This window comes from Brevibacillus sp. 7WMA2, from assembly GCF_010748895.1.
Classification (GTDB): domain Bacteria; phylum Bacillota; class Bacilli; order Brevibacillales; family Brevibacillaceae; genus Brevibacillus_B; species Brevibacillus_B halotolerans.
On the sequence record NZ_CP048799.1, the window covers coordinates 672,030 to 695,826 of the forward strand.

At 40.9% G+C, this 23,797-nt stretch carries 22 protein-coding genes and 1 riboswitch; of the genes, 13 read left to right on the plus strand and 9 right to left on the minus strand.

Features of this window, described 5'->3' with window-relative positions:
* Positions 1-198 precede the first annotated feature (198 nt).
* On the plus strand, positions 199-1,281 hold the full coding sequence (locus GOP56_RS02930) for a hypothetical protein (protein ID WP_163244447.1): 1,083 nt from the start codon (positions 199-201) through the stop codon (positions 1,279-1,281).
* Between the two features lie 91 nt (positions 1,282-1,372).
* Here GOP56_RS02930 and GOP56_RS02935 read toward each other — a convergent pair whose 3' ends face one another.
* The 4 genes from GOP56_RS02935 to GOP56_RS02950 form a co-directional block, all read right to left on the minus strand.
* Complete coding sequence (locus tag GOP56_RS02935) at positions 1,373-2,416, minus strand: phosphodiester glycosidase family protein (protein WP_003346080.1); 1,044 nt, start codon at positions 2,414-2,416, stop codon at positions 1,373-1,375.
* Positions 2,406-2,840 (minus strand): hypothetical protein, encoded by a 435-nt coding sequence (locus tag GOP56_RS02940; RefSeq protein WP_003337179.1) that lies wholly within the window; start codon positions 2,838-2,840, stop codon positions 2,406-2,408. The genes GOP56_RS02935 and GOP56_RS02940 overlap by 11 nt, the downstream gene beginning before the upstream one ends.
* A 387-nt stretch (positions 2,841-3,227) precedes the next feature.
* Positions 3,228-4,988 (minus strand): SulP family inorganic anion transporter, encoded by a 1,761-nt coding sequence (locus tag GOP56_RS02945; protein ID WP_022584897.1) that lies wholly within the window; start codon positions 4,986-4,988, stop codon positions 3,228-3,230.
* 174 nt (positions 4,989-5,162) lie between these two features.
* On the minus strand, positions 5,163-5,489 hold the full coding sequence (locus GOP56_RS02950; RefSeq protein ID WP_003346086.1) for an ArsR/SmtB family transcription factor: 327 nt from the start codon (positions 5,487-5,489) through the stop codon (positions 5,163-5,165).
* Positions 5,490-6,113: 624 nt separating this feature from the next.
* On the opposite strand from GOP56_RS02950, the gene GOP56_RS02955 reads away from it, so the two are divergent.
* Together GOP56_RS02955 and GOP56_RS02960 are read left to right on the plus strand one after the other, a co-directional pair.
* A complete protein-coding gene (locus GOP56_RS02955; protein WP_163244448.1) occupies positions 6,114-6,473 on the plus strand; it encodes a VOC family protein in 360 nt (119 codons plus the stop codon).
* 339 nt (positions 6,474-6,812) lie between these two features.
* On the plus strand, positions 6,813-7,154 hold the full coding sequence (locus GOP56_RS02960; RefSeq protein WP_163244449.1) for a hypothetical protein: 342 nt from the start codon (positions 6,813-6,815) through the stop codon (positions 7,152-7,154).
* A gap of 99 nt (positions 7,155-7,253) precedes the next feature.
* Here GOP56_RS02960 and GOP56_RS02965 read toward each other — a convergent pair whose 3' ends face one another.
* Positions 7,254-8,552: a homocysteine synthase gene (locus GOP56_RS02965; protein WP_163244450.1), complete on the minus strand. Its 1,299-nt coding sequence runs from the start codon at positions 8,550-8,552 to the stop codon at positions 7,254-7,256.
* 139 nt (positions 8,553-8,691) lie between these two features.
* Positions 8,692-8,799, minus strand: a riboswitch (SAM riboswitch).
* 477 nt (positions 8,800-9,276) lie between these two features.
* Here GOP56_RS02965 and GOP56_RS02970 point away from each other — a divergent pair.
* The 3 genes from GOP56_RS02970 to GOP56_RS02980 all read left to right on the plus strand — a co-directional run bounded on the left by GOP56_RS02970 (position 9,277) and on the right by GOP56_RS02980 (position 13,293).
* Positions 9,277-10,566, plus strand: a complete 1,290-nt coding sequence (locus GOP56_RS02970; RefSeq protein WP_163244451.1) for an NCS2 family permease — start codon at positions 9,277-9,279, stop codon at positions 10,564-10,566.
* Between the two features lie 109 nt (positions 10,567-10,675).
* Positions 10,676-11,989 (plus strand): amino acid deaminase/aldolase, encoded by a 1,314-nt coding sequence (locus GOP56_RS02975; protein ID WP_163244452.1) that lies wholly within the window; start codon positions 10,676-10,678, stop codon positions 11,987-11,989.
* Positions 11,986-13,293, plus strand: a complete 1,308-nt coding sequence (locus GOP56_RS02980) for a D-arabinono-1,4-lactone oxidase (RefSeq protein ID WP_163244453.1) — start codon at positions 11,986-11,988, stop codon at positions 13,291-13,293. The genes GOP56_RS02975 and GOP56_RS02980 overlap by 4 nt, the downstream gene beginning before the upstream one ends.
* A 100-nt stretch (positions 13,294-13,393) precedes the next feature.
* Here GOP56_RS02980 and GOP56_RS02985 read toward each other — a convergent pair whose 3' ends face one another.
* Positions 13,394-14,644 carry a dicarboxylate/amino acid:cation symporter gene (locus GOP56_RS02985; RefSeq protein ID WP_003337191.1) on the minus strand — a complete coding sequence of 417 codons (1,251 nt, stop codon included), beginning with the start codon at positions 14,642-14,644 and terminating at the stop codon, positions 13,394-13,396.
* 195 nt (positions 14,645-14,839) lie between these two features.
* Between GOP56_RS02985 and GOP56_RS02990 the strand changes: the two genes are divergently transcribed.
* The 3 genes from GOP56_RS02990 to GOP56_RS03000 all read left to right on the plus strand — a co-directional run bounded on the left by GOP56_RS02990 (position 14,840) and on the right by GOP56_RS03000 (position 16,093).
* Positions 14,840-15,118 (plus strand): hypothetical protein, encoded by a 279-nt coding sequence (locus GOP56_RS02990; RefSeq protein ID WP_254068575.1) that lies wholly within the window; start codon positions 14,840-14,842, stop codon positions 15,116-15,118.
* A gap of 295 nt (positions 15,119-15,413) precedes the next feature.
* Positions 15,414-15,674, plus strand: a complete 261-nt coding sequence (locus GOP56_RS02995; RefSeq protein ID WP_174250650.1) for a hypothetical protein — start codon at positions 15,414-15,416, stop codon at positions 15,672-15,674.
* 20 nt (positions 15,675-15,694) lie between these two features.
* On the plus strand, positions 15,695-16,093 hold the full coding sequence (locus tag GOP56_RS03000; RefSeq protein WP_096887537.1) for a DUF350 domain-containing protein: 399 nt from the start codon (positions 15,695-15,697) through the stop codon (positions 16,091-16,093).
* Positions 16,094-16,200: 107 nt separating this feature from the next.
* Here the strand turns inward: GOP56_RS03000 and GOP56_RS03005 are convergent, their stop codons facing one another.
* Positions 16,201-16,650, minus strand: a complete 450-nt coding sequence (locus GOP56_RS03005) for a hypothetical protein (RefSeq protein WP_022584886.1) — start codon at positions 16,648-16,650, stop codon at positions 16,201-16,203.
* Between the two features lie 65 nt (positions 16,651-16,715).
* On the opposite strand from GOP56_RS03005, the gene GOP56_RS03010 reads away from it, so the two are divergent.
* A complete protein-coding gene (locus GOP56_RS03010; protein WP_163244454.1) occupies positions 16,716-17,951 on the plus strand; it encodes a glutathionylspermidine synthase family protein in 1,236 nt (411 codons plus the stop codon).
* A gap of 7 nt (positions 17,952-17,958) precedes the next feature.
* Here GOP56_RS03010 and GOP56_RS03015 read toward each other — a convergent pair whose 3' ends face one another.
* Positions 17,959-19,011 carry a DctP family TRAP transporter solute-binding subunit gene (locus GOP56_RS03015; RefSeq protein ID WP_003344895.1) on the minus strand — a complete coding sequence of 351 codons (1,053 nt, stop codon included), beginning with the start codon at positions 19,009-19,011 and terminating at the stop codon, positions 17,959-17,961.
* 80 nt (positions 19,012-19,091) lie between these two features.
* Here GOP56_RS03015 and GOP56_RS03020 point away from each other — a divergent pair, with 80 nt between their 5' ends.
* From GOP56_RS03020 to tyrS, 3 genes are all read left to right on the plus strand, one after another.
* Positions 19,092-20,690 (plus strand): ATP-binding protein, encoded by a 1,599-nt coding sequence (locus GOP56_RS03020; RefSeq protein WP_003344896.1) that lies wholly within the window; start codon positions 19,092-19,094, stop codon positions 20,688-20,690.
* A gap of 2 nt (positions 20,691-20,692) precedes the next feature.
* Positions 20,693-21,373, plus strand: coding sequence for a response regulator (locus GOP56_RS03025; protein ID WP_163244455.1), 681 nt, complete (start codon positions 20,693-20,695; stop codon positions 21,371-21,373).
* Positions 21,374-21,529: 156 nt separating this feature from the next.
* Positions 21,530-22,813, plus strand: coding sequence for a tyrosine--tRNA ligase (tyrS, locus tag GOP56_RS03030; RefSeq protein ID WP_003337201.1), 1,284 nt, complete (start codon positions 21,530-21,532; stop codon positions 22,811-22,813).
* 224 nt (positions 22,814-23,037) lie between these two features.
* On the opposite strand, the gene GOP56_RS03035 is transcribed toward tyrS, so the two are convergent.
* The gene (locus GOP56_RS03035) at positions 23,038-23,670 is read right to left on the minus strand and encodes a nitroreductase family protein (RefSeq protein ID WP_003344898.1); all 633 of its coding nucleotides are present in this window, start codon (positions 23,668-23,670) and stop codon (positions 23,038-23,040) included.
* Between the last annotated feature and the right edge of the window lie 127 nt (positions 23,671-23,797).

The window sequence follows — 23,797 nt, forward strand, 5'->3', positions numbered from 1 at the left end:
TGCATGCATAAGTTTAGCTGATGCTTTATAAATTGTAAAGGATGCTTTCAACACACTTAGTGAGCTTGCATATAGTATAGGAAGCGGATATGACCAGCAAAGTGTCCGAGAGGTTGACTGGGTGTATTCATCTGACATCTAACCGTGTGTTACGTAGGGGTGTTGTTCGTCTATGACAATGAAGAGGGGGGATTTCATATGCCAAACCATGTACGCCATATTTTCGCAGCAGTCTATACCTCCAAAGGGTATTACAGCTTTTATGATTCCATTTTACAAGATATAAATTACCTGTACCTGATAGATGGCCCGATCGGTACCGGGAAGTCGACTGTTCTTGCATCGATCCAACAGAGGTTGGCTGAACAAGGGGATACCATACAAGTGGTTCATTCTCCTTGGGAGCAAAAAGATATAGATGCTCTGCTATTACCAACCCAACGAATTGCCATTTTAGATGGGAACATTTATGAGAAGGCAGTTGCCGACAAATCAAGATTTAAACGAACTGTTATTGATATAAAAGAAGCTTGTGATGTAACAAGGCTTACCCAATCAGAGTATCAAAATAGGGAATACGAAGAACAAATGGAGGCCGAATTAGAAGCAGCGTATGCTTCTTATCGTGATGCGTTGTTTGTTCATGATGATTGGGAGAGAATTTATATAAGTAATCTAGATTTTGAGAAAGCCAACAAGGCAGCAGAGGAAGTCTGCCAAACAATCTTTGGGGATGTTTTTTTACAGAAGGAATCACGTGTGCAAGAATGTTATTTTGGGGCAGCTACGCCAAATGGTAATGTGGATTATATTATGAGCCTAACGGAAGAGATCGTGCGGTATTTTATTAAAGGACGTCCTGGTTCAGGGAAGTCTACATTGTTAAAAAAGGTAGTGCAGGAAGCCAAACAGCGTGGTTTTGACATGGAAATTTATCATTGTGCCTTAGATCCAAATAGCTTAGACATGGTTATTGTACCGGAAGCTAATGTAGCGATTTTTGATAGTACAGCCCCGCATGAATATCTTCCCAGCCGTAGCTCTGATCGCGTTATTGATATGTATGAACGAGCAATTACTCCATTTACGGACCAGAAGTATGCCTTTCAATTACGTACCATATTGAAAAAATATAATCAGACAATCCAAAGAGCGAAGGAGCATTTGATTCAAGCTAAATGGTTCCGAGATCAGATCGTTAATCAAAATGAGCAAGCAGTATATTTTGAAAAGTTAGATGTGATTACAGATCGGTTACTAAAGCAGTTGAAGGAAGCATAATTTGATAGTCTATAAGGAAAAACAAAACGCGTCCCTGTTTATGTCGACCTCAGGAACGCGTTTTGTAATGAATCGTGTAGTACGAAAAAAGTTAAGGAAGAACTACTAAATGAGTAGTCAAAGATAATTCACGCCCGCTAGAAGGATGGTTTAAAACTTTACCATTATAATAAAAGACACTGGAACTTCCACCATCTAGGTTGTATGCGTCACGTACTTTAAACTCAAGCAATTTACGTTGGGCCTCCTCTAGGGTAACCCCTTTACTGCCACCTTTATTGCGTCCGTCAATTACGATAAATAACAGATCACCATTTTCAAAATTTCCGATCAGTGTACGTGGTTCACGCCGGTTTGCCCATGCTTTTGGAATTGCTTTTTTCTGACCATTTTCCAAAAGGATTGGCAAGAAGCTCGCTCCCTGCATGATGCCGTTCTTTTTCACTTGCTCCTGTGAGGTAAGACGTCCACTGTGCAAGCGACCATTTTTATTAAAGCCGACAAAGCTTAGATTCGGATTATTGGAAAATGTCTTGACCTGTCCATCTACCACTGTAATGCCGAGTGGGGCAAGTTTACCATTGCGCTTATCAAAACCACCTGCATTCACTGCTAAGACGGCACCTTTTCGTTTTGCTGCATGACTTGTTGTTTCCCCTCTACTATAAACGCTATCGTTGGCCAAGACCATTTTCAGCGCATTGGGGTTAAACAGATGGACTTTTGCCATGTAGCCGCTATATCCAGCTTCTTTAAGCGAGTACACTTTAATTCGCGAATTTTTACCGAAGTTTTGTCCAATTGGATCTCCTAGCAGGTTTGCTAGGATTTCATCTAGTAATCCAGTAGATTGCTTCGTCTGGTTTTTGCTAGCTGCGACAAGATTATCAAGCTGCTTCTGATAATGCTCTGCTTCTTTTTTATCCTGATCAGCCGTTTTACGTAGACTTGCCAAAATGTCTTTCGTTTCATTAGAGGCTTTTTCCAGCTCCGACATTTGGGCAGCGAGTTGAGCACTTTTTAACGATAGCTTGTCCATATTGGCTTCCAAGGGTGAGGGCTTGGCAAAAGCAAGCAGAATCCCACAAAGGGGAGCCAGCAATAAAACAAAAAACAGATTCAGCCTAGAAAGCACGAGCAGCATCCTCCAGTTTTTTCAAAGAGCCCTTCAGTTCCGCCAATTGTTTATCTAATGTTGTAATTCGTTGTGACAGAGCTTGCTTCGTCTTGTCTGTTCCAGAGATGGTCTCACCAGTTAATGCTAATTCCTCTTTAATTCCATTCATCTCGGACTGTACATCTCCCATTTGTGTTTCAATCATCTTCATCAACTCATCATTTTTGGCTTCCACCATGCTTATGCGCTGATCCAGATAACTCTGTGAAGCAGAGATATAACTTTGGGCAAGCAAAAAACCGCCAAAGCACAATCCACCCCAGAGTAGCACAATACCAGCGACTAATATTCCCTTGCGTTTGGGAGTGCTTAGTCGTTTTTGTTTTGATGGTCGCACGGCTGCTGAAGCTGATTTTGTTTGCTCCATATAGCTTTGATTCATTCCATTCCCTCCCATTCAAGAAGTCAGGACAGTCCCTTGTAGTTAGGGAGCTTTTTACTTGTTCTCTTTTTCGAAAAAGCTTGTCCAAACAAAGGCATCAAACAAGACACCATTCGTGTAATGTAGCGTTAGTACGACATTTTTTACACGACACTCTATTATAGCATGGAATGAATTACGTGTATTTTACCAACAAAATGGAAGAACGAAGAAAAGAGCTTATTTTCAGCAGTTATCTGCTAAATCCATGGAATTTCTCTGTTTTTCGACCTGTATAGCAAGGGTAGACTACTTGCTTGCAGTACTAAAGCTGGATTTAGCCGTTTATGTAAAAAATGGAAACGGACAGTTTCGTAATCCAAAACTGTCCGTTCGTTACATTCCTATTTATTGTTCTGATAATTGTTTGATGGGCAGAACGGATTGCTGTTTCGCTGCATTCGGATCGGATAAGACCGTACATTCACGGAAGCTAAAATGCTTACATCCTAAGCATTTTTGATAATCTAATTGAGTTAAAGCGTACTCAATAGCTTCACCTGTATGTGCAAAAAAGTGCTCCTCCCCAATTTTATCTGCCAGACCTGTTTTTGTTATCACTTCTTTAGGCTGAGTCTGAATGCCTGATATGAGAACTTTTCCACCGTTTCTTGTAAAATCGTTCACTACATTTGCAAGGTTAGACTCACCAGTGGTGTCCATAAAAGGAACCTTCGCCATCTTCAGGAGTAGTATTTTAGGGCGATAATGAATGGTTTGCATAATTGATGATTCAAACATAGCAGCCGCACCAAAGAATAGCGCTCCTTCAATGGTAAAAATAGCTATTTGGGGACAATCGTGTCCTTCCTTTACCATATGAGGAGACATTTTTTCGTGTTTTACTGTCGGATCAGGCAGTACCTTTGCAACGGTTAAAATGTCCCTCATTCGCTTCACAAACAGGATAATTGCCAAGATTAAACCTGCTTCGACCGCGGTTACTAAATCGGTTAATACAGTTAGGAAGAAAGTGATTACTAAGACAAGCGAATCACTTGTTTTGGTTTTTACGATATGAACAAATGCCTTGCGTTCACTCATATTCCAGGCCACAACCATTAAGATAGGGGCCATACTGGCTAAAGGAATGGAAGAGGCCCACGGAGCAAACAGCATTAATACGATTAACACAACCAGACTATGAATCATTCCTGAAATCGGACTCTTGGCACCACTTTTTATGTTGGTAGCTGTACGAGCAATGGCTCCAGTCGCAGGGATTCCACCAAACAAGGGGGTAATCATATTTGCAATTCCTTGCCCAATTAGCTCACGATTGCTTTTATGACGGGTTCCAGTCATACCATCAGCTACTACCGCAGATAACAGAGATTCAATTCCTCCGAGTAAGGCAATCACAAAGGCAGGCTTAAGCAACTGAACAATTCGATCCAAGGTGATATCAGGTATATGAAAGTGGGGAAGAGTGCTGGGAATTTCCCCATATGTCGAACCTATGGTTGCTACTTTTCCTTCAAAAAACCATGCTGCCAGCAAACTGGACAAGATAAGTCCGATGAGAGACCCAGGTATTTTGGGAAACAGCTTGGGTGTAATCAAAAGAATAGCGAAACAAATAAGTGCGGTTACAATGCTGTATGGATTGATCGTGGACAGATGGATTCCAAGCTCCCGCATATTCGAAAGAAAGTCTTGATGCCTTTGGACTCCTGTTAACCCCAAAAAGTTTGCAATTTGACCAGTAAAAATAATGACAGCTATGCCAGACGTAAATCCAATGGTAACTGGACGCGGAATGAATGCAATAAGTGCACCTAGCCTCAAGATTCCCATCAGAACGAGCATTACTCCAGCTAATAAGCCTGCAATTAGTAGATTCTCATACCCGTACTGCATGACAATCGCAAATAAGATGGGGATAAAGGCCCCAGTAGGTCCCCCAATTTGAAATTTGGACCCACCAAAGAAAGAAATAAGAAAACCAGCAATAATCGTTGTGTAAATTCCATATTGAGGGCTAACGCCAGCAGCAATAGCAAAAGCCATTCCTAAAGGAATGGCAATGACACCTACAATTAACCCTGATATGAGATCATGTCGAAAATAAGTACTGTTGTAGTGCTCGAATCTTCCCGACAATTTCATTTTTAACCCTTCTTTTTTTATATATTTGATTATTTGAATATAAGGGGAATATACACCCGTTGATCCGTTTTTGTCAATGTAGGAAAAGAGCTGATACATATGGTAAAAATTTGGGTTACAAACAAAAAAACAAGAAAATCCTGTTTCAGTGGGATTCTCTTGCTTTTTTTATGTTTATTCATCCCGCATGTTTTGAAGTAAAGAAATGGCATCTACTAAATGATTGTCAAAAATCTGCTTGGAAACCTTAAGTAAATCTTTAATAAGGGGATCTCTCAGTGAGTAGATCACAGAGGTGCCTTCTTTTGTTCCACTTACCACATTTTTATTTCTAAGGACAGCTAATTGTTGGGACACAGCAGAACCTTCCGTTCCTAAAATAGCCTGTAGTTCATTAACGTTTTTATCACCTTCACATAAAACCTCAAGGATTCGAATACGCAAGGGATGGGCCAGGGCTTTAAAAAATTCTGCTTTAAATTGTTGAATTTCTCGGTTCATATATCTAAACTCCTTACAAACAATTTTAATGATAGGAATATAAGAATAAGATAACACAGATAGTCAGGAAGTTGTAAAAGAGTACATTGCTACTAGTAATATTTTTTGATTCATTCTAATCATCTATGCTGTAGATCCCGATTTTAATAGTAACAGGAGGGTGATTTTCTTACCATTTTATTTTATTCATATTATGATCATATATATAAAATTTTGCAAACTGTTCAATTTGTGTACACATTTTTTCCATATAGGCAAATTTTGCTAGATTTTTTTCAAAATATGGGTTATGATCTTAATAGAAAGTGACTTTCTATTTTTACCCAAGGGGGAGATATTATGAGCATCGCAATCGCTGTATTACAATTCCTTGGCGCAGTAATCCCTTTAGTAATTGATCTTCTAAAGGCGATCGCTTAGGGCTAATCATTTTCAAATTGTTTTAATGTCCTTATTTTTAACATTATTGCCAAAAGGCCAGCTTCCTATGAGCTGGCCTTTTGGCATTTTTGAACTAGTAAACTATTTTGGTAGTGGCTCTGTTATCAACTCAATTGTTTTTTAAACAGTGTCAGGAAATGTCACTATTAGAGGCTAGAATGGAGGGAGAAAAGGGGGAGAATTATGTTTAAGCAATTACATTGCCTTGCCATTTATACGAAAGACTTGGAATCAGCTATTCTTTTCTATGAGAAAATGGGGTTAGTAAAAAAGTGGGAGGCTGAACAAATTCCGGGTAAACCATGGAAACTAGTAGGTATGGGGTTTGGAGAAGGCCATGCAGAGTTAGTTTTGAAAAATAACCCTGAATTACATTTCATAGAGCCAGAGATTTTTGTAGAAGATGTCACTGCATTCTATGAAGAGTGGAAAGACGATCCTTCCATTCAGTGGATTCGTCCGCCATTTTCCAATTCATTAGGTGGTCATGTAGCTATTATGGAGGCGCCGGATGGCAATGTATTTGTATTAATCGGGAAGTAGGCTGATAAATATGATACAATGGGAGGAATGTAACTTTTATTGATCATAAAAACATGGGGGGAGAGAGTGATTGAACTTTATTGGAAAACACTCGCTAAATCTATTGCTGCTGATTGTCGGGCCTACATTTTTCCTGAATCTATTTATTAAGGAAGGCACTGCAAAAAATATCATTAGTGTCGTTAGTTTCCTACTAGTGTTGCTTGTCGTTATTTGTGGAAGAAGATATCAAAAGAAGAATTCAGAATAACGGAAAAGATGTGATAAACCCCTTCTTTCTCGGTTCTTATGTGTGACCTTTCTACATACATTGTTGTCAGAACGAAAGGAGAGGGGCACATGGAAGCTACAATTGCTCGGTATTTTGCGATCAAACAACAGCAAAAAGAGTTAGAAGAGGAGCTGGCAGAGCTACGACGAATTCTGTTGGCTGTTTATCCAAAACCGTGTGAGATTGAGATAGGAGACTACCGTCTGAAAATTAGTCAACAAGAGAAGAAAGAGTTTAATGAGGAACACCTGCTTAAAGCCGTAGAAGATCCACAAATATGGAGGCTGATGTCCAAGGTGGATGTGGCAAAAATAAACAGCCTACTTAAGCTAGGTGTCATAAAAGAAGAAACACTCGCAGATACGTACACGGTGAAGCAGACCGCATATGTTCAGGTATCGAAAAAGTAAGCGATGAGCCAAAAGCCAAATTTACATCTTACATATAGAAAAAGGCGTGCGACTGGCAACAGTGAAGCACGCCTTTTTACATCCTACACGATTCTCAGCTTACACTTGTACAGCTTCCACAGCTTTTTGAATAGCCTGCTCTACATCCTGCAAAATATCTTCAATTGCCTCTGTACCTACGGAAAGACGAATCATCCCAGGGGTCACCCCGGCCTTAGCTTGTTCTCCTGGGGTAAGTTGGAGATGAGTAGTACTAGCTGGATGAATGATCAATGATTTGGAGTCTCCTACATTAGCCAAATGCGAGAACAATTGAACAGATTCAATTACTTTTTTGCCAGCTTCTACTCCACCTTTGATTCCAAAAGTCAACAAAGCCCCCTGACCATCTGGTAAATAGCGTTGACTAAGTTCGTAGGTAGGTGAGCTAGCAAGCCCTGGGTAGCTCACCCACTCTACATCGTTGTGTTGTTCTAAATATTGAGCAACAGCAAGTGCATTTTGACTATGCCGTTCCATCCGCAGGTGGAGAGTCTCTAGACCTTGTAAGAATAAAAAGGAGTTAAAAGGAGATAAGGTAGCTCCTACATCTCGCTGTAGCTGCACACGAGCTTTTACGATATAAGCAGCATCGCCAACCGCCTCTGTATATACAATTCCATTGTAGGTAGGGTCTGGAGTGGAGAGCCCAGGGAACTTGCCGTTACTCCAATCGAAATGACCGGAGTCTACGATAATTCCCCCGATAGATGTGCCGTGACCGCCAATAAATTTAGTAGCAGAATGGATAACGATATCTGCCCCATGTTCAATCGGTCGGCACAAAATAGGGGAGGCAAAGGTATTATCCACAAGGAGCGGTAATCCATATTCATGAGCTATGGTAGCAATAGCGTTTAGATCGGCAACCTGCATTTGAGGATTTCCGATCGTTTCGCAGAAAATCGCCTTGGTTTTGTCCGTAATCTTTGAACGGAAATTGTCTGGGTTGGATTGGTCAACAAAATGAACGGTAATTCCAAGCTTTGCAAAGGTATGGGCAAATAAATTGTAGGTTCCCCCATATAAACTGCTAGAGGAGATGATTTCATCACCGGCTTGTGCAATATTTAATAAGGCAAATGTAATGGCGGCTTGACCAGATGCAGTTGCAAGTGCCCCAATACCGCCTTCTAATAGGGCGACACGTTTCTCAAATACATCCTGGGTTGGATTCATGATGCGGGTATAAATGTTCCCAGGCTCCTGTAACGCGAATAGATTGGCTGCATGGCTGGTGTCACGAAACTCATAGGAGGATGTTTGATAGATGGGGACGGCAAGAGCGCCGGTAGTTGGGTCTGCCTCCTGACCTCCGTGAAGAGCTAGTGTTTCTCTTTTCCAATTGAGGTTTGACATAAAAAAACCACTCCTTTTCCATGTAAAGTAAGGTGATTCTCTTGGTTTCAATGGTGGCGCAGTAGAGAGGGAAGACAGGCTTCTCATAGCAAAAAGCCCTCCTCTGAGTAGAGGAAGGCTGCGTTACTAATTTCGCATACATTCATCTCTCAGAACCTTGCAGATTCTGCAGGATTTAGCACCATGAACACTATGTTCCGGTTGCCGGGCTTCGTCGGGCCAGTCCCTCCACCACTCTTGATGAAAATAAAAGTTTGTTTTATTGTAAGGAGCTTGGAATGATAAGTCAATAATATTTTGTGCATTCTGAAAAAATAGCGGAATCAAATTCAGTTTCCGTTTATGATAACTATTGAAATCATCTTGTTTTAACTTGATTAAACTTCTAAAAATTTAGCTACATATCGACAGCAAAACAGATTTATTTACAGGATACATGAAGTGAATAATCATGAATAAAAATACAAATAAGTATAATTATACATAATAAGATGCATAACTTGTATAGCAGCTTGCTTTTTGGAGGGTAAAATAGAAGTAGCTGGAAACATGAAAACCTACATACAAGCATAACTGCCTTTTTTATGTGCACATTTTTACATTTTCCTATTTACTCTTTTTCGTTCTTTTTGCTACTATAGGGAAAGGTGTCTTGCCCCAATTTTTGGGGTGAATTGGCACGGGTGGGCCGAGGGGTTGTTTTGCTTAAAGAAGGGAACCGATATTGTACTCATTTTTTCGTAAAAGATTTGATGTAAAAGGTCATCAAACAACGGTTCGCAACGAAATTTTGGCTGGTTTAACCACGTTTTTCACCGCTGTCTACATCATTGCCGTGAATTCAATGATCTTATCGGATGCAGGTATACCATTGGAAGCAGGTATTGTTGCCACGATCGTTATCTCCTTCATAGGATGCTTGATCATGGGTTTTTGGGCGAATGCTCCTGTAGCACTTGTTCCTGGTATGGGCATTAATGCGTTTTTCTCCTATACGATTGTTAAATCTATGGGATTATCATGGGAGAGCGCTTTGGCAGTTGTATTCATGTCAGGTGTTTTATTTATCGTGATTGCTTTTACACCGGTTGCCAAAATCTTAGCGAAAAGCATTCCACTGTCTCTAAAAGAAGGAATGACGGTTGGAATTGGGTTGTTTCTTACCTTTATTGGTTTGCAAAAAGGCGGCTTAATCGTACCTAATCCATCTACATTTATTGCTTTAGGCGATCTGGGCGATACGAAGGTAGTATTGGGATTGGTCAGCTTGGTAATTGCCGTTGTGCTATTTTTACGCAATGTAAAAGGTAGCTTTTTAATCAGTATTATTGTAAATACGCTGATTGCTATTGCCCTTGGTACGGTAGGTGGTACAAGTCAGGCAAGTGATTTCTCGTTCTCGACATACCTCACTGTCTTTGGAGCATTTTCGTTTGACGGCATAGTTACTACTGGATTTTGGCTGGCTGTGTTTCCGCTAACCATGGTGATTGTTTTTGAAAATATGGGGCTTTTGCACAGCATGGTTCCAGAAAGTAAATTTGCTCGTACTTTTCAAGCAAACTCCATTTCAGCTATGCTTTCTGGATTGTTTGGTACGAGTCCAACTGTGTCTTCAGCGGAAAGTTCTGCAGGAATTGCCGCTGGCGGGAAAACAGGGATTACAGCAATTACGGTAGGAATTCTGTTCTTGATCTCAATCTTTTGCATTCCTGTCATTCGTTACGTGCCGGATACAGCGATTGCTCCTATCTTAATTCTAGTTGGTAGCCTAATGATGCAAAGTGTCAATCAGATTAAGTTCTCCGACATGTCAGAAGGCTTGCCAGCGTTCTTGATCATTGTGCTGATTCCCTTTACAGCGAGTATTGCAGATGGAATTGCTTTCGGATTTATGGCGTATCCAATTGTTAAACTGGCGATGGGCAGACGAAAAGAAATTCCCTTGCCGCTTTTAATCATTTCGTTTATGTTTTTCCTATATTTTGTGTTGCTAGCATTGCAGCTTCATTAAGGTAAAAGGCAGCCATTTTCTCTTTTGAGAGGATGGCTGCTTTTTTGCATACGGGCATGAAAAGTATGAATGAAGGAATGCAGAATGGATATGGAACGGCTAGTCACTGTTGCTAGATGGAGCAAGCATTTTTCTTTTTTTACTAGTTTTAGACGCTTGCGTGACTGAATATACTGAAGAGAAATACATTCCAATCTATGAAACAGTAAAGAAGGTGAGATTTCTGTACGAGACGACGAGCAGATATCGCTATTACAGAGAAGCTTTGGCGAACCTATCTATGCCGTTTGCCTATATTGACCTTGATTTGTTGGATCAGAATATGGCTGAAATTGTAGCTAGGAGCAATGGTAAACGTATACGAATTGCCAGTAAGTCAATTCGTTCTATTCCTATGCTCCGATATATTTTAGATTATGATCCTTTGATCCAGGGCATCATGTGTTTTACAGCATCAGAAGCATTGTTTTTGTGGGAGAACGGATTTCATAATCTGCTACTTGGTTACCCTGTGGTGGACAGATCTTCGCTACTTACGATAGCACGAGCTGTACAGCAGGGCGCACAAATTACATTAATGGTCGATTCATTGGAGCATATTAACTTGGCGGAGGAGGTGGCCAAACAAGTAAGTACGCCCTTGTTGCTTTGTGTGGAGATGGATGCCTCTGACTCATTTTTGGGCTTGCATATTGGTGTATACCGCTCATCCTTACGTACATTCGAGCAAGTGATGCAGATGGTTGAAAGAATTGGATCGAGTCCTTGGCTTGTGTTGGATGGAATCATGAGCTATGAGGCGCAAATTGCTGGTGTTGGTGATAATATGCCAGGGCACGGTTTCAAAAATGGGGTTATCTCTTATCTAAAAAAACGTTCTATACGCGTAGTGAGGGAAAAGCGGAAACGTGTAGATGACGAATTACAACGACAGCATATTTCGCTCCGCTTTTTTAATGGTGGCGGTACCGGAAGTATGAGCTCTACTTGCTACGAGAATGCAGTGACAGAAGTAACGGTAGGCTCTGGTTTTTACGCTCCTGCCTTATTTGATTACTACAAAGAATTTCATTTCCAGCCAGCCGCGGGGTTTGCTGTTGAGATAGTGCGACAGCCTAGATTCAATATCTATACTTGTATGGGGGGCGGGTATGTGGCCTCTGGAGCGATAGGGAAAGAAAAACTGCCCCTCCCATATTTGCCACCACAGGCTGCGTTATTGCGCTTGGAAGGAGCAGGAGAGGTCCAAACGCCTGTACGTTATGAAGGCGATCAAAAGCTTGCAATTGGAGATCCCATCTTTTTTCGGCATAGTAAGGCAGGAGAATTATGTGAACGCTTTCCAACACTACACTTGCTACGGAAAGGGAAAAGGATAGGGGAGGCCATAACGTATCGGGGAGAGGGCAGGTGTTTTCTATGAGAACAGTAGCAATGCAACCATGGAAGAATTGGGCAGGATTAGCTACTAGCACACCACAGCAAGCGATTTATCCATCCTGCTTGGAGGAAGTGGTAGAAGTTGTAAAAAAAGCTAGTCAACAGGGAAAAACGATTCGTGTAGTCGGCTCAGGGCATTCCTTTCCTGCGCTTGTAGAAACAGATCAAATTCTTCTATCATTAGATGATTTACAAGGTGTACTATCAATTGATGAAAAGGAACAAACAGCAACTGTGTGGGCAGGGACAAAGCTCAGGCTTTTGGGAGAAATGCTATACGAGCGAGGCTATTCGCAAGAGAATTTAGGAGATATTAATGCCCAGTCCATTGGCGGAGCGATTAGTACAGGAACACATGGTACGGGGATTCGGTTCGGAAGTGTTTCCACACAAGTAGTTGGTTTAACTGTAGTAACCGCTCAGGGTGATTTGTTGGAATGCTCCGAAAGCTCTCATCCTGAACTTTTTCGTGCATTGCAAATCTCTCTTGGCGCACTCGGGATCATTGTCAAAGTGAAGATACGTGTGCTTCCTACGTACAACATTTATTATAAGAGCAGACGGATGAATTTAAACGACTGTTTAAAAAATTTGACCAGCTTTACTGATCGTCATCGTCATTTCGAATTTTACTGGTTTGTGTATACAGATATGGTACAAGCAAAATTCATGCAAATTACTCAAGAGCCGGCTACTAGAAATAGTGCTTGGAATCAGTTTAAAAAAATAGGTATAGAAAATGGTCTATTCTGGCTTTTATCAGAGGGATGTCGTTTATTTCCTCAGTTGTGTGCACCCGTAAGTAAACTTTCCGCAAGAGCTGTTCCTGATATGGAGGAGGTGGGGGCTAGTCATAAATTGTTTGCTACTCCACGCTGGGTTCGATTTAGTGAGATGGAGTATAGTGTGCCTGCTGATAAAATGCAAGAGGTAGTTCAAGAGATCAGAGAATGCATACAAAAGCATCGTTTTGCTGTCCACTTTCCGATTGAATGTAGGTATGTGAAAGGAGATGAAATCTGGCTTAGCCCGGCTTACAAGCGAGATTCTGCGTATATTGCGGTGCATATGTATAAAGGAATGCCCTATAAGGCGTATTTTCAGGAAATGGAGCGTATTTTTCTCAAATATGATGGGAGGCCGCATTGGGGGAAGTTGCATGAATTAACAGCTACTGATTTACAAGAGAGATTACCCATGTGGAGTCAGTTTATCGCAATTCGCAAAGAGCTGGACCCGAATGGATTATTTCTAAATCCCTACTTGTCACGGCTGTTTGGAGTATAATAGTTATCCATCGAAAAAAGCGTTCGTGATCCTGTAGAGGAGGAGAGAACGCTTTTTCGATAGAAGAGATAGGTTGACTCTTGGGCTTTTAACAATTGAATTACGAGGCGATAGTAGAATCTGAATGAGAAGCCATCGTAGGATGGAATTCTTTCTCCGATTTGGAAACCACTACAGTAGCAACACCGTTACCAATTAAATTAGTGACAGCCCGCGCTTCAGACATGAACCGGTCTACACCTATTAATAATGCGATTCCTTCAACTGGAATCATAGGAAAAGCAGCTAGAGTGGCAGCAAGTGTAATTAAACCAGAGCCTGTAACACCGGCAGCACCTTTTGAAGTGAGCATCAGCACAGCCAATAGAGTAATTTCCTGCCAGATTGTAAGGTCGATACCATAAGCTTGCGCAATGAAGATGGCTCCCATTGACAGGTATATGGAGGTTCCGTCAAGGTTAAAGGAATACCCGGTTGGGACCACTAGACCTACTACGGATTTGGAGCAACCATACGCTTCAAGCTTGCGCATCATGCCGGGTAGGGCAGATTCTGAAGAAGAGGTACCAACAACCAATAAAATTTCTTCCTTAATATAACGGATAAAGGAGAAGATATTAAATTTGTAGGCTTTTGCGATAAGACCTAATACTACGATGATAAAACAGCACATAGTTAGGTAAACAGAGCTCATCAGAAGGCCTAGGTTAATCAAAGATTTGATACCAAAATTACCGATTGTGTAGGCCATTGCTCCAAATGCTGCGATTGGAGAGAGGCGCATGATCATGTTAACAACGCCGAAGAATCCTTGTGCCAGCTTCTCGAATAACTGTAGAACGGGCTTCGCCTGCGACCCCATTGCCGTTAATGAAATGCCGAACAGAACCGCAAAGAATAAAATAGGAAGTAATTCGCCTTTTGCCATAGCACCTACTACATTGTCTGGAACAATATTAATAAGGAAGTCTAAAAAGCTACCACTTTCCGTTGCAGATGAGGTGTATTTTGAAATATCTGTGCTAGCAGCTTTTGATGTATCAATGCCCACGCCTGGCTTTATGATGTTAACGACAAAAATTCCGATCGTAAGTGCTAGTGTTGTTACAATTTCAAAGTAGAGCAAGGCCTTTCCGCCTATTCTGCCTACCTTTTTCATGTCTCCCATACCAGCAATACCATGAACGATTGTGAAAAATACAATGGGTGGAATAACCATCTTGATCATTTTAATAAAGACGTCTGCTAGGACTTTTAGTTTCGCTCCAAATTCGGGGAAGATAAAACCAACTATAATACCTAAAATTACACCCGTAATAACCTGGAACGTTAAATTTTTCAATATTTTCATGGATAGTTCACTTCCTTTGTTTGTAAGCGCTTTTATTTATCTGAATTTATTGTAAAAGCTTTTGGGAAGTTATAAAAGAATATGGTCTTATTGTTCTTTTTGGTTTTTTTGGTCATGAACAAATCAAGTTGTTTCGACGATAAGTAAACCATAATGGGTTAGTAAGCTGACCTCGAGGCTCATCGCTCTGGATTATTGAATTTTACCGATATTAAAATGTTAGACCAAAAAGTGATTCTTTTAGAAAATGCTGCTGTTACTGTAACACGAGCCGCTTTAAAAGGAACAATCGGCACAGAGCCAATGGAAGGGGAAATGTGTTATTCAGGAGAGTTAGATTTTAAACATTATAAATTTATATATAATATGGAAGTTTATGGCTGTACAGACAGCAACTCCTCCCATTATAATCAACTGTTGTATAGAGGCGATGTTCAGGTAAGCAAAAAGTGGCAGCATGTAACCATCAAATGATCATATGTATAGAAAAGGTTCGAGCTGTCGAACCATTCTTCTTCCTTCGCAGAAAGTAACGGATTTGGAAACAAAAGCTCAGCTAGTAGTACCAAAAGAGGTTTGGAGGAAGTTTTTATCGAAAAGGGCGATAGATAGGACACCAATAAAGCTGGAAAAGGAAGGATTAGGAGGATCACCATGAATCAAACAAAAAAAGTGGTTTCTAAGGTAGCAGCCATCGCGCTCGTGTCGATGGGCATAGCAGGATGTTCCTCCTCAGAGTCTGGGCCATCGTTACCAGAGGATCGTAATTGTGGCTCGTGGGATTATGACGGGGATGACGATGTATACAAGTGTTCAGATAGGAGTTCGTCTTATCATGGTAGCTACTATCATGCAGGCTCCTATTACAGTAATAAAAACCAGCTCTATGAGAGCAGCTCATATAAAAGCTACAGGAATAGCTCCAGCTTTAAAAGCTCATCTCGAAGCGGATTTGGTAGCGGGTCTCATTCTTCGGGTGGCTGAAGCTAGTCCAAAAGAGTGTTCCTTAGAGCAAGCAATAAGGATATAACATACAGGAGTGATGCATTCATGTCTTTAGTCATAAATTTTTTAAGCTATGCTGGCACAGCTTTTGCCATGATGCTAATTGGATTCATTTTATTTGTTGTCAGTACTACAAGAGTAAAAGAGTTTCAATTAATTGCAAATAATAATCAGGCAGCGGCATTGACCCTAGGTGGAAAAATGCTTGGTCTTGCGTATGTACTCGGTTCCGCTGTGGCCAATTCCGTCTCCTTGGTGGATATGGTGATTTGGAGCGGAGTTGGAATCGTAGCTCAAATCATTTTCTCTTATCTAGCTGAACTCATTACGATTCGATTTAGCATTCGGGAAGCAATAGAAAAGAATAATACGGCTGTCGGAATCCTTTTAATGATGCTATCGTTATCAATTGGCTGGATAGTAGGGCAATGCTTGACCTATTAGGCTGATACGAAAAAAGTTGTCGAAGCGAATCAGCTTTTGCGCTTTCCCGGGTGATGAATTTCCCAGAATAAAAAATTCATACGGGAAAGCGTAAAATGCTCGAAATGCTACACCACATAAATGACGTAGACACCGCGATCTTCATCAAGTTCGGTAGAATCCACCTCGAAATGTCCTAGCTCTGGGATATGGATATAATCCTTCAACAAATAACGGACCACATCCATATGATGACGGACGGTTATGTGGCTTAGAAGCTCTGTATCGCCAGCGGCTAGCAGTCTCCGAAACTCAATGAGAACCCCTTTATTCTTGTTAAATAGCTCGTCGTGAAAGTATTCTGCACTTCCTTGGTATTCATAAATGAGGATTTCTCTATTTTCCTCCATCTCATTTGAAAGAAGCTGATATTGCTTTCCATCTTTAACGAGATAATGGCATAAGTGACGAGCTAAAATACCATCCTCTCCGATTTCTGTAGAATGGTATTCGGCAAAGGCCGTGAATTCATCTTCCTTTTGTTTGATATAACACGTACACGTATGGATATAAATCACCCTTTCATCTGATAGATTGATTATGACATACGCTCTTACGATAGAAAAGGATGCGACTCTCCTTCATGAATCATAAAGAGAAAAGAAAGCAATTTTATCAGCAGATCCCACAATATTGGGCAGATTTATATGGTCAGGAGTATAGCTTATACGACATGCATCTGGTGACAGAGCAAGAAGCCTCTACCATTCGAAAAACGACTAATCGGGTAGGGCATTTATTCTTTAAAACAGCAGAGTTAATGCGTCAGCTAGATGATGATCTACTGCTTTCGTTAGGCTTTCCTGCTAGTTCCTTGCGTTTTTTGCGTATTCACCACATCAATGTAGAGAGTGTTATTGCAAGGTTAGACCTCGTGCAGGTCGATAAACGATATGTAGTCCTCGAAATCAATAGTGACACGCCCACATTTTTGAAGGAATTATTCTTTGTAAATGAGCGGATTTGTAAGGAATTTGGTTATAAAAACCCGAATGAAGGGGAGGAAAAAAGGCTCAAGGAGGCTGTTCAAGCTGCGATTTTTATGAGCCTTGAGGACATGGTGCCAAGCCATGTAGAGACGCCGCATATCGCATTTACCTCGCATGCTGATAACCCGGAAGATCGATATACAGCAGAGTATTTACGTGAAATGACACCGTTACCTAGCCGCTATATACCTCTTCATGAACTACAAATCGTCGAGGGAAAGGGGTTATATGATGCTGACGGCCAACGCATTGATCTTTTATACCGTCAAACATACCCCATTGAGCAAATGCTAGCTGATTATGATCCGATTACCAAAGAAGCCGTGGGTGAGATGCTCCTTGAATTAGTAGCTCTTCGTAAGCTGGCTATACTTAACCCAATCTCAGCATTTTTGTTGCAAAGCAAAGCGATCCAGGCTGTTATTTGGGGCCTGCATGAGGAGCAGCATCCTTTTTATTCAACTGAGGAACACGCATGGATTGCCGAACACTTTTTACCCACTTATTTAGAGCCTGATCTTTTCCGAGAACAAGGAGTAGCTTATGTACAAAAGCCTGCCTTTGGAAGAGAGGGGGATACCGTGCAGATTATGAAGGATGATGCCATTCTCCATGAAGATAGTAACAAATCATATGCCGACTTTTTATCTGTTTATCAGAAATATGTACCGCTTCCAACTACTTATGTCCAGACCGTTGAAAAAATCGTCAAGGGACACCTCATGGTTGGAAGCTTTCTTATCAATGGTCAGGCCTCTGCCTTTGGCTATCGGTTAGGCGGGCCTATCACAGATAATATGGCGTATTTTCTCCCTTGCGGCTATAAGTAATAAGCTCTTATTTTTTTGCCTTCAAGTCAACTATCTTTTGCATGAGTTCCTTACCGATGAATGGTTCAAATTGCTTGTATATGGGCTGGAGTGTAGCAATCCAAGCTTCTTTTTGTGCAGGTGTCAGCGTTTGAATATAAACATCCTTTTTTCGGCGTAATAAAGCTAATTGCTGTCTGTTCATTTCAATTGCTCGCTGCCTGTTCCACGCAGTTGTTTCTGCTAAAGCTTCTGTTAACACATCTCGGGTTTGTGGTTCAAGCTCTTCCCAAAAGTCTTTATTTACAATGACTGCATAACCCAAATATCCATGGTTACTGATAGTGATATAAGGCTGTACTTGGTCCAGATGCTTCGTGAAAATGTTCGAAATCGTATTTTCTTGTCCATTGACGTAACCCGATTCAATATTACGATAGACCTCTGTGAAGGGCATGACTACGGTATTAGCCCCTAACAGCTTAAATTGGCTTTCAAGGACTTTACTGGGTAAAATGCGAAAGGTATGTCCAGTAAAATCAGCAGGGCGAAGCAAGGGATGCTGATTGCTGCTTACCTGTTTAAAGCCATTACTCCAAAAGGCCAAGCCATGCATGTTTTTTTGCTCTAGTGTTTGAAACAGGAGACGACCAATCTCACCATCAAAGACTTGATGAATGGAATCCTGATCGGGATAAGCAAACGGCAAATCTAGTGCAAGCCACTGCGGTATCACATTAGACAGATTAGAAAAAGCCGGGGCGATCATCTGAATGTCACCCTTGGCTAAAGCTTCAAATTCATCCTTGTCTGAGTAGAGAATACCATTTGGGAATACTTGGACCTCAACCTGATCGTTTGTTTTCTCTTTGACTAATTGAGCAAATTTCTCAGCGGCTAAGCCCTTCGGAGTATTTTCTGCTACTACATGACTAAATTTTATGATAACTCGATGCTTTAGTCCGCTTTGTTCCTCGTCAAGAGGTTTTATTCCAGGAATTAATTCTGTACGAAAACCAATGAACAAAGCCGTTAAAAGCCCGATTAGGATAAAGGAAAAAATACCGACAACTGATTTCAAACAATTCACCTGCTTTCTTAGTTGAAGAATCCGTCAATCTATTTCAAAATAGAAACAATAAAGATGATAGCGGAAGGATTGTGAAGATTCTGCTCAAAAACCTACAACTTCATTGGAAAATTACGATTCTCTCCTTTGGTATTGTACTATTTTCTCTCTTGATTGGGGGAATTATTATTATCGGAAAAATGTCAATGGAGATAGAGTCAGAGTTAGGACAGCGGTTGTTGGTTACTGCGCGTACCGTTGCTGAAATACCTGCGATAGCAGAAAATATCGTAAAACCAGATGGCTGGAAGTCGATTCAATCAACAACGAAACGCATCCAAATTGTAAATGATGTGAGCTATATTGTTGTATTGTCGATGAATCGAATTCGTTTATCGGATGTAATGGAAGAGAGAATTGGCACAGCCTTTACCGGGAAAGAAGCCGGGCCAGCCTTTGCGGAACACACCTTCGTGCATAAGGTAAAAGGGGAACTTGGGGTGGCTTTACGGGCTTACGTACCTGTTATGAATGCGGAGCACCGTCAGATTGGGGTAGTGATGACAGGACATATGCTGCCTACTTTATATGAAATGCTGGCGAATCAAAAAGAGAGCATCACCATCACGTTGTTTCTATCTCTCTTGTTTGGCGTAATAGGCTCATGGCAGTTAGCTCGGCATATGAAAAAGCAACTGTTAAATCTAGAACCCCAGGAAATTGCCCGGTTACTAATTGAACGCACTGCAACCTTTCAAGCTATGCATGAAGGTGTGATTGCGATTGATAACGCTTTAACGATTACGATTTTTAATGAGCACGCCAAGCGAATCTTTCGTGTTTCAGGTGATGTGATCGGTAAAAAAATTAATGATGTAATCCCCGATTCCAGACTGCCGGAAATTTTACGCTTAGATCAACCTATCTATAATCAGGAATTGCAAATGCAGCATGCCGTCATTTGGTCCAATCGTGTCCCGATTAAGGTAAATAATAAAACAGTAGGGGCACTTGCAATCTTTCAGGATCGCACAGAATTTGCCAAAATTGCTGAGGAATTAACGGGAGTGAAAGCGTTTGTAGAAGCACTGCGGGTACAAAACCATGAGCATCGCAATAAAATGCATACCATCGCAGGCTTACTCCAATTAAATCAAGCTGAGAAAGCCTTGCAGTACGTTTTTGATGTTTCCGAAAAACATGAGGAGCTAAGCAGTTTCCTGACTGAAAATATTTATGACGATAATCTTTCAGGTTTATTACTCAGTAAAGTGGGTCGAGGCAAAGAACTGGGCATACAGGTGGAAATCGACCGGAAAAGTAGATTCTATGCATTTCCAAATAGGATGGATCACCATGATTTTGTGCTAATCATTGGTAATCTAGTTGAAAATGCTTTTGACGCTTTAACCATGTCAAAGAGGGAAGACAAGCACTTATTTATCAGCATACACCAAGACGAGGAAAGCTTATCATTAATGGTAGAAGACAATGGAACTGGAATGGATGCCAGTACCGAAGCACGCGTGTTTGAGAGAGGTTTTACAACCAAATACGAGCATAATCAGGGATTAGGACTATATTTGGTAAAAACGCTTGTGACAAAAGGACGTGGGGAAATTTCGGTTGACTCTGAACCGGGATATGGAACTACCTTTTTCATTCAGCTTCCCATGAAAGGAGAGAAATGAGTATGTTTCGTGTCGTTATTATCGAGGACGATCCGATGGTCCAGGAATTGCATCGCTTGTTTATCCAACAGGTGGAAGGATTTACGGTAATAGGAGTGGCTTCTAATGGATTGGAAGGACTTTCTATGATTCAAGAGCTACAGCCGGATTTGGCCATCATGGATATTTTCATGCCCTCCCAAAATGGTATTGAGACACTAAAACAATTGCGTAGTGGCGATAATCCAGTAGAGATAATCGTAATTACTGCCGCTAAAGACATGGAGACTATCCAAACCATGATGCGTCACGGAGCTTTTGATTATATTATGAAACCGTTTAAATTTGAACGAATAAAGCAAGCACTTGATAATTTCAGTAAATATGCGAAGCAGACAGGCGAACAATCCACAATGTCACAATCCGAACTAGATTCTCTCTTATTTGGGCAACCCGCTAAACAAGAGCATCAGCAGCAGGAATTACCAAAAGGCTTAAATTCGATCACCATGCATCAAATCAAACAATTCATGGTTGAACAAAAGCAGTCCATGTCGGCTGAGGAGGTAGCTGAGCATGTGGGGCTTGCCCGAGTTACAGCTAGGCGTTATCTCGAATACTTGGAACGTACACAGATGGTGGAGCGTGATGTTCAATATGGTGGAGTTGGCAGGCCTGTTAATCGCTATTTAATCAAAAAATAGGTAAAAGCTTGTATCTTGCATGAGCTATAATGAAACATATTTATTTTCGTCTTTATCGCTTGTAAATATTTTTTTTGGTACAATATAAAATTATGTGCGAACTTATGCTATGATATACAAATTACACAAATTATTGCAAAGGAGAATTAGGTAGCAATGGATATTATTCAAGAGCTAGAAAGCAGAGGGCTGATCTACCAAACAACAGATAAAGAAGAACTAACAAAGCGTCTTCAACAAGGTAAGCTCACACTGTATACGGGCTTTGACCCAACTGCTGATAGCTTACATATTGGGCACCTTCTTCCCATTCTAACCTTACGCCGCTTTCAGCAGGCAGGTCATCAGCCAATCGCCCTAGTAGGTGGGGGGACAGGTATGATTGGCGATCCAAGCGGTCGTTCTACAGAGCGTTCATTAAACACAGCAGATGTTGTAAAAGGCTATTCCGACAAGCTAAAAAACCAATTGGAGCGTTTTTTAGATTTTGATCGTGAGGGTAATCCAGCGATCATGGCTAATAACTATGATTGGCTAGGGCAGCTAACCCTAATTGAATTCCTTCGTGATATTGGAAAACATTTTTCGATTAACTATATGCTCGCTAAGGATTCTGTAAGTGCTCGTTTGGAAAACGGAATCTCTTTCACTGAGTTTAGCTATATGATTATGCAGGCATACGATTTCTGGAAATTAAACCAAACCCATAACTGTGAATTGCAAATGGGTGGTAGTGACCAGTGGGGAAATATCACTGCTGGTACAGAATTCATTCGACGTGCGAACCAAGATAATGAAAATCAGACGGAAGCGAAAAAAGTATTTGGCTTGACGCTACCATTGGTTCTTAAAAGTGATGGTACAAAGTTTGGTAAAACAGCGGGTGGAGCAGTATGGTTAGATGCTAGCAAAACCTCTCCATATAAATTCTATCAGTTCTGGTTAAACACGGATGATCGTGATGTTGTGAAGTTCTTAAAATACTTTACGTTCTTAAGCATGGAAGAGTTGAATGCATTAGAAAATGCAGTAGCAACTGAACCGGAAAAACGGGAAGCGCAACGTACTCTAGCTCGTGAAGTAACAAGTCTGGTTCATGGGGAAGCAGCAATGAAACGTGCCGAAGAAATTTCTGTTGCTCTGTTTAATGGGGGACTAAAAGAACTAACACCATCTGAAATTGCTGATAGCTTCAGCGATGTGCCATCTACTACTCTAGAGGATGGAGAGCTAACAATGGTAGATGTACTAGTTCAAGTAGGTGCAGCTAAATCAAAACGTGAATCCCGCGAATATCTGAACAACAATGCTATTACAGTAAATGATGTTCGTTTCACTGATTTAGAAACCAAGCTGGCCGATATTGAGCTTCTAGGCGGTCAGTACCTGGTAATTCGCCGCGGGAAGAAAAACTACTACCTTGTTGAGTACAAAGGATAAGTATCTTTTAAAAATATCCTTACTGGGAATAGAAAAGGGTTGTTGTTATCATGACGACAGCCCTTTTTCTTACATAAAGGAAGAGGTTGGCTAAGATCAATCTTCGTATGTCAAATAGCGTTTACCTAGTAAAATGCGAGTAAAGCTCGTGCTAGTTTTTACACAATAAAAAAAGCTTGGTAAGAGGAGTTGCTCTCACCAAGCCTTTGTTTTATTTCTATAGCTTAAAAGCTCTCATTGATGACGAGATCACTAAGAGGCAAGCGACCAGTAGCATGTGCAGGAGTACTTGCTTTTCCCAATGTTAGCATCATGACCGGGTAATAACGATCCGGAATATTGCATTCCTTCACAATACCATCACGATCAATTCCACCCATTGGGCACGTATCATAGCCTTTTGCTTTTGCTGCAAGCATTAATTGCATGGAAGCAAGAGAGGCATTCAAAATAGCTTCCTTCATGCCAATTTCAGAATTGCTTGCATAAGCACCTTCTACTTGATTTACCATGATATCAAACACTTGCTGGTTAATTAGACCTTCTTCTAAAGCTTTTCCGTAGATATCGCGTACAGCTAGATTTGCTTTAACATCACCTAGAACGATAATTACCGCAGATGCATCTACGACTTGTTGCTGATTGTAAGCAAGTGGGAGCAGCTTCTCTTTTTTCTCTTGATTTGTAACTACTAGGAAACGCCAATGTTGCAGGTTCCAAGAGGAAGGAGCAGATGCAGCTAGTTCCAAAATTTCATCAAGCTCGGAACGAGGAATTTCTACTCCAGTCTCGTATTTGCGTACACTATGACGTGCTTTCATAACCTCAACAAGTGTTTCGAATGTAGCAGTATTCATAGGGAAATCTCTCCAATCATTAAATGAAGTAGCATAACTGTAACATAAATCGAAGTTACTTACAATAATATAGTGTGCTATGCATGATTTATTCATGTTTATTGAAGCTGCTGGTTATATTCTAACC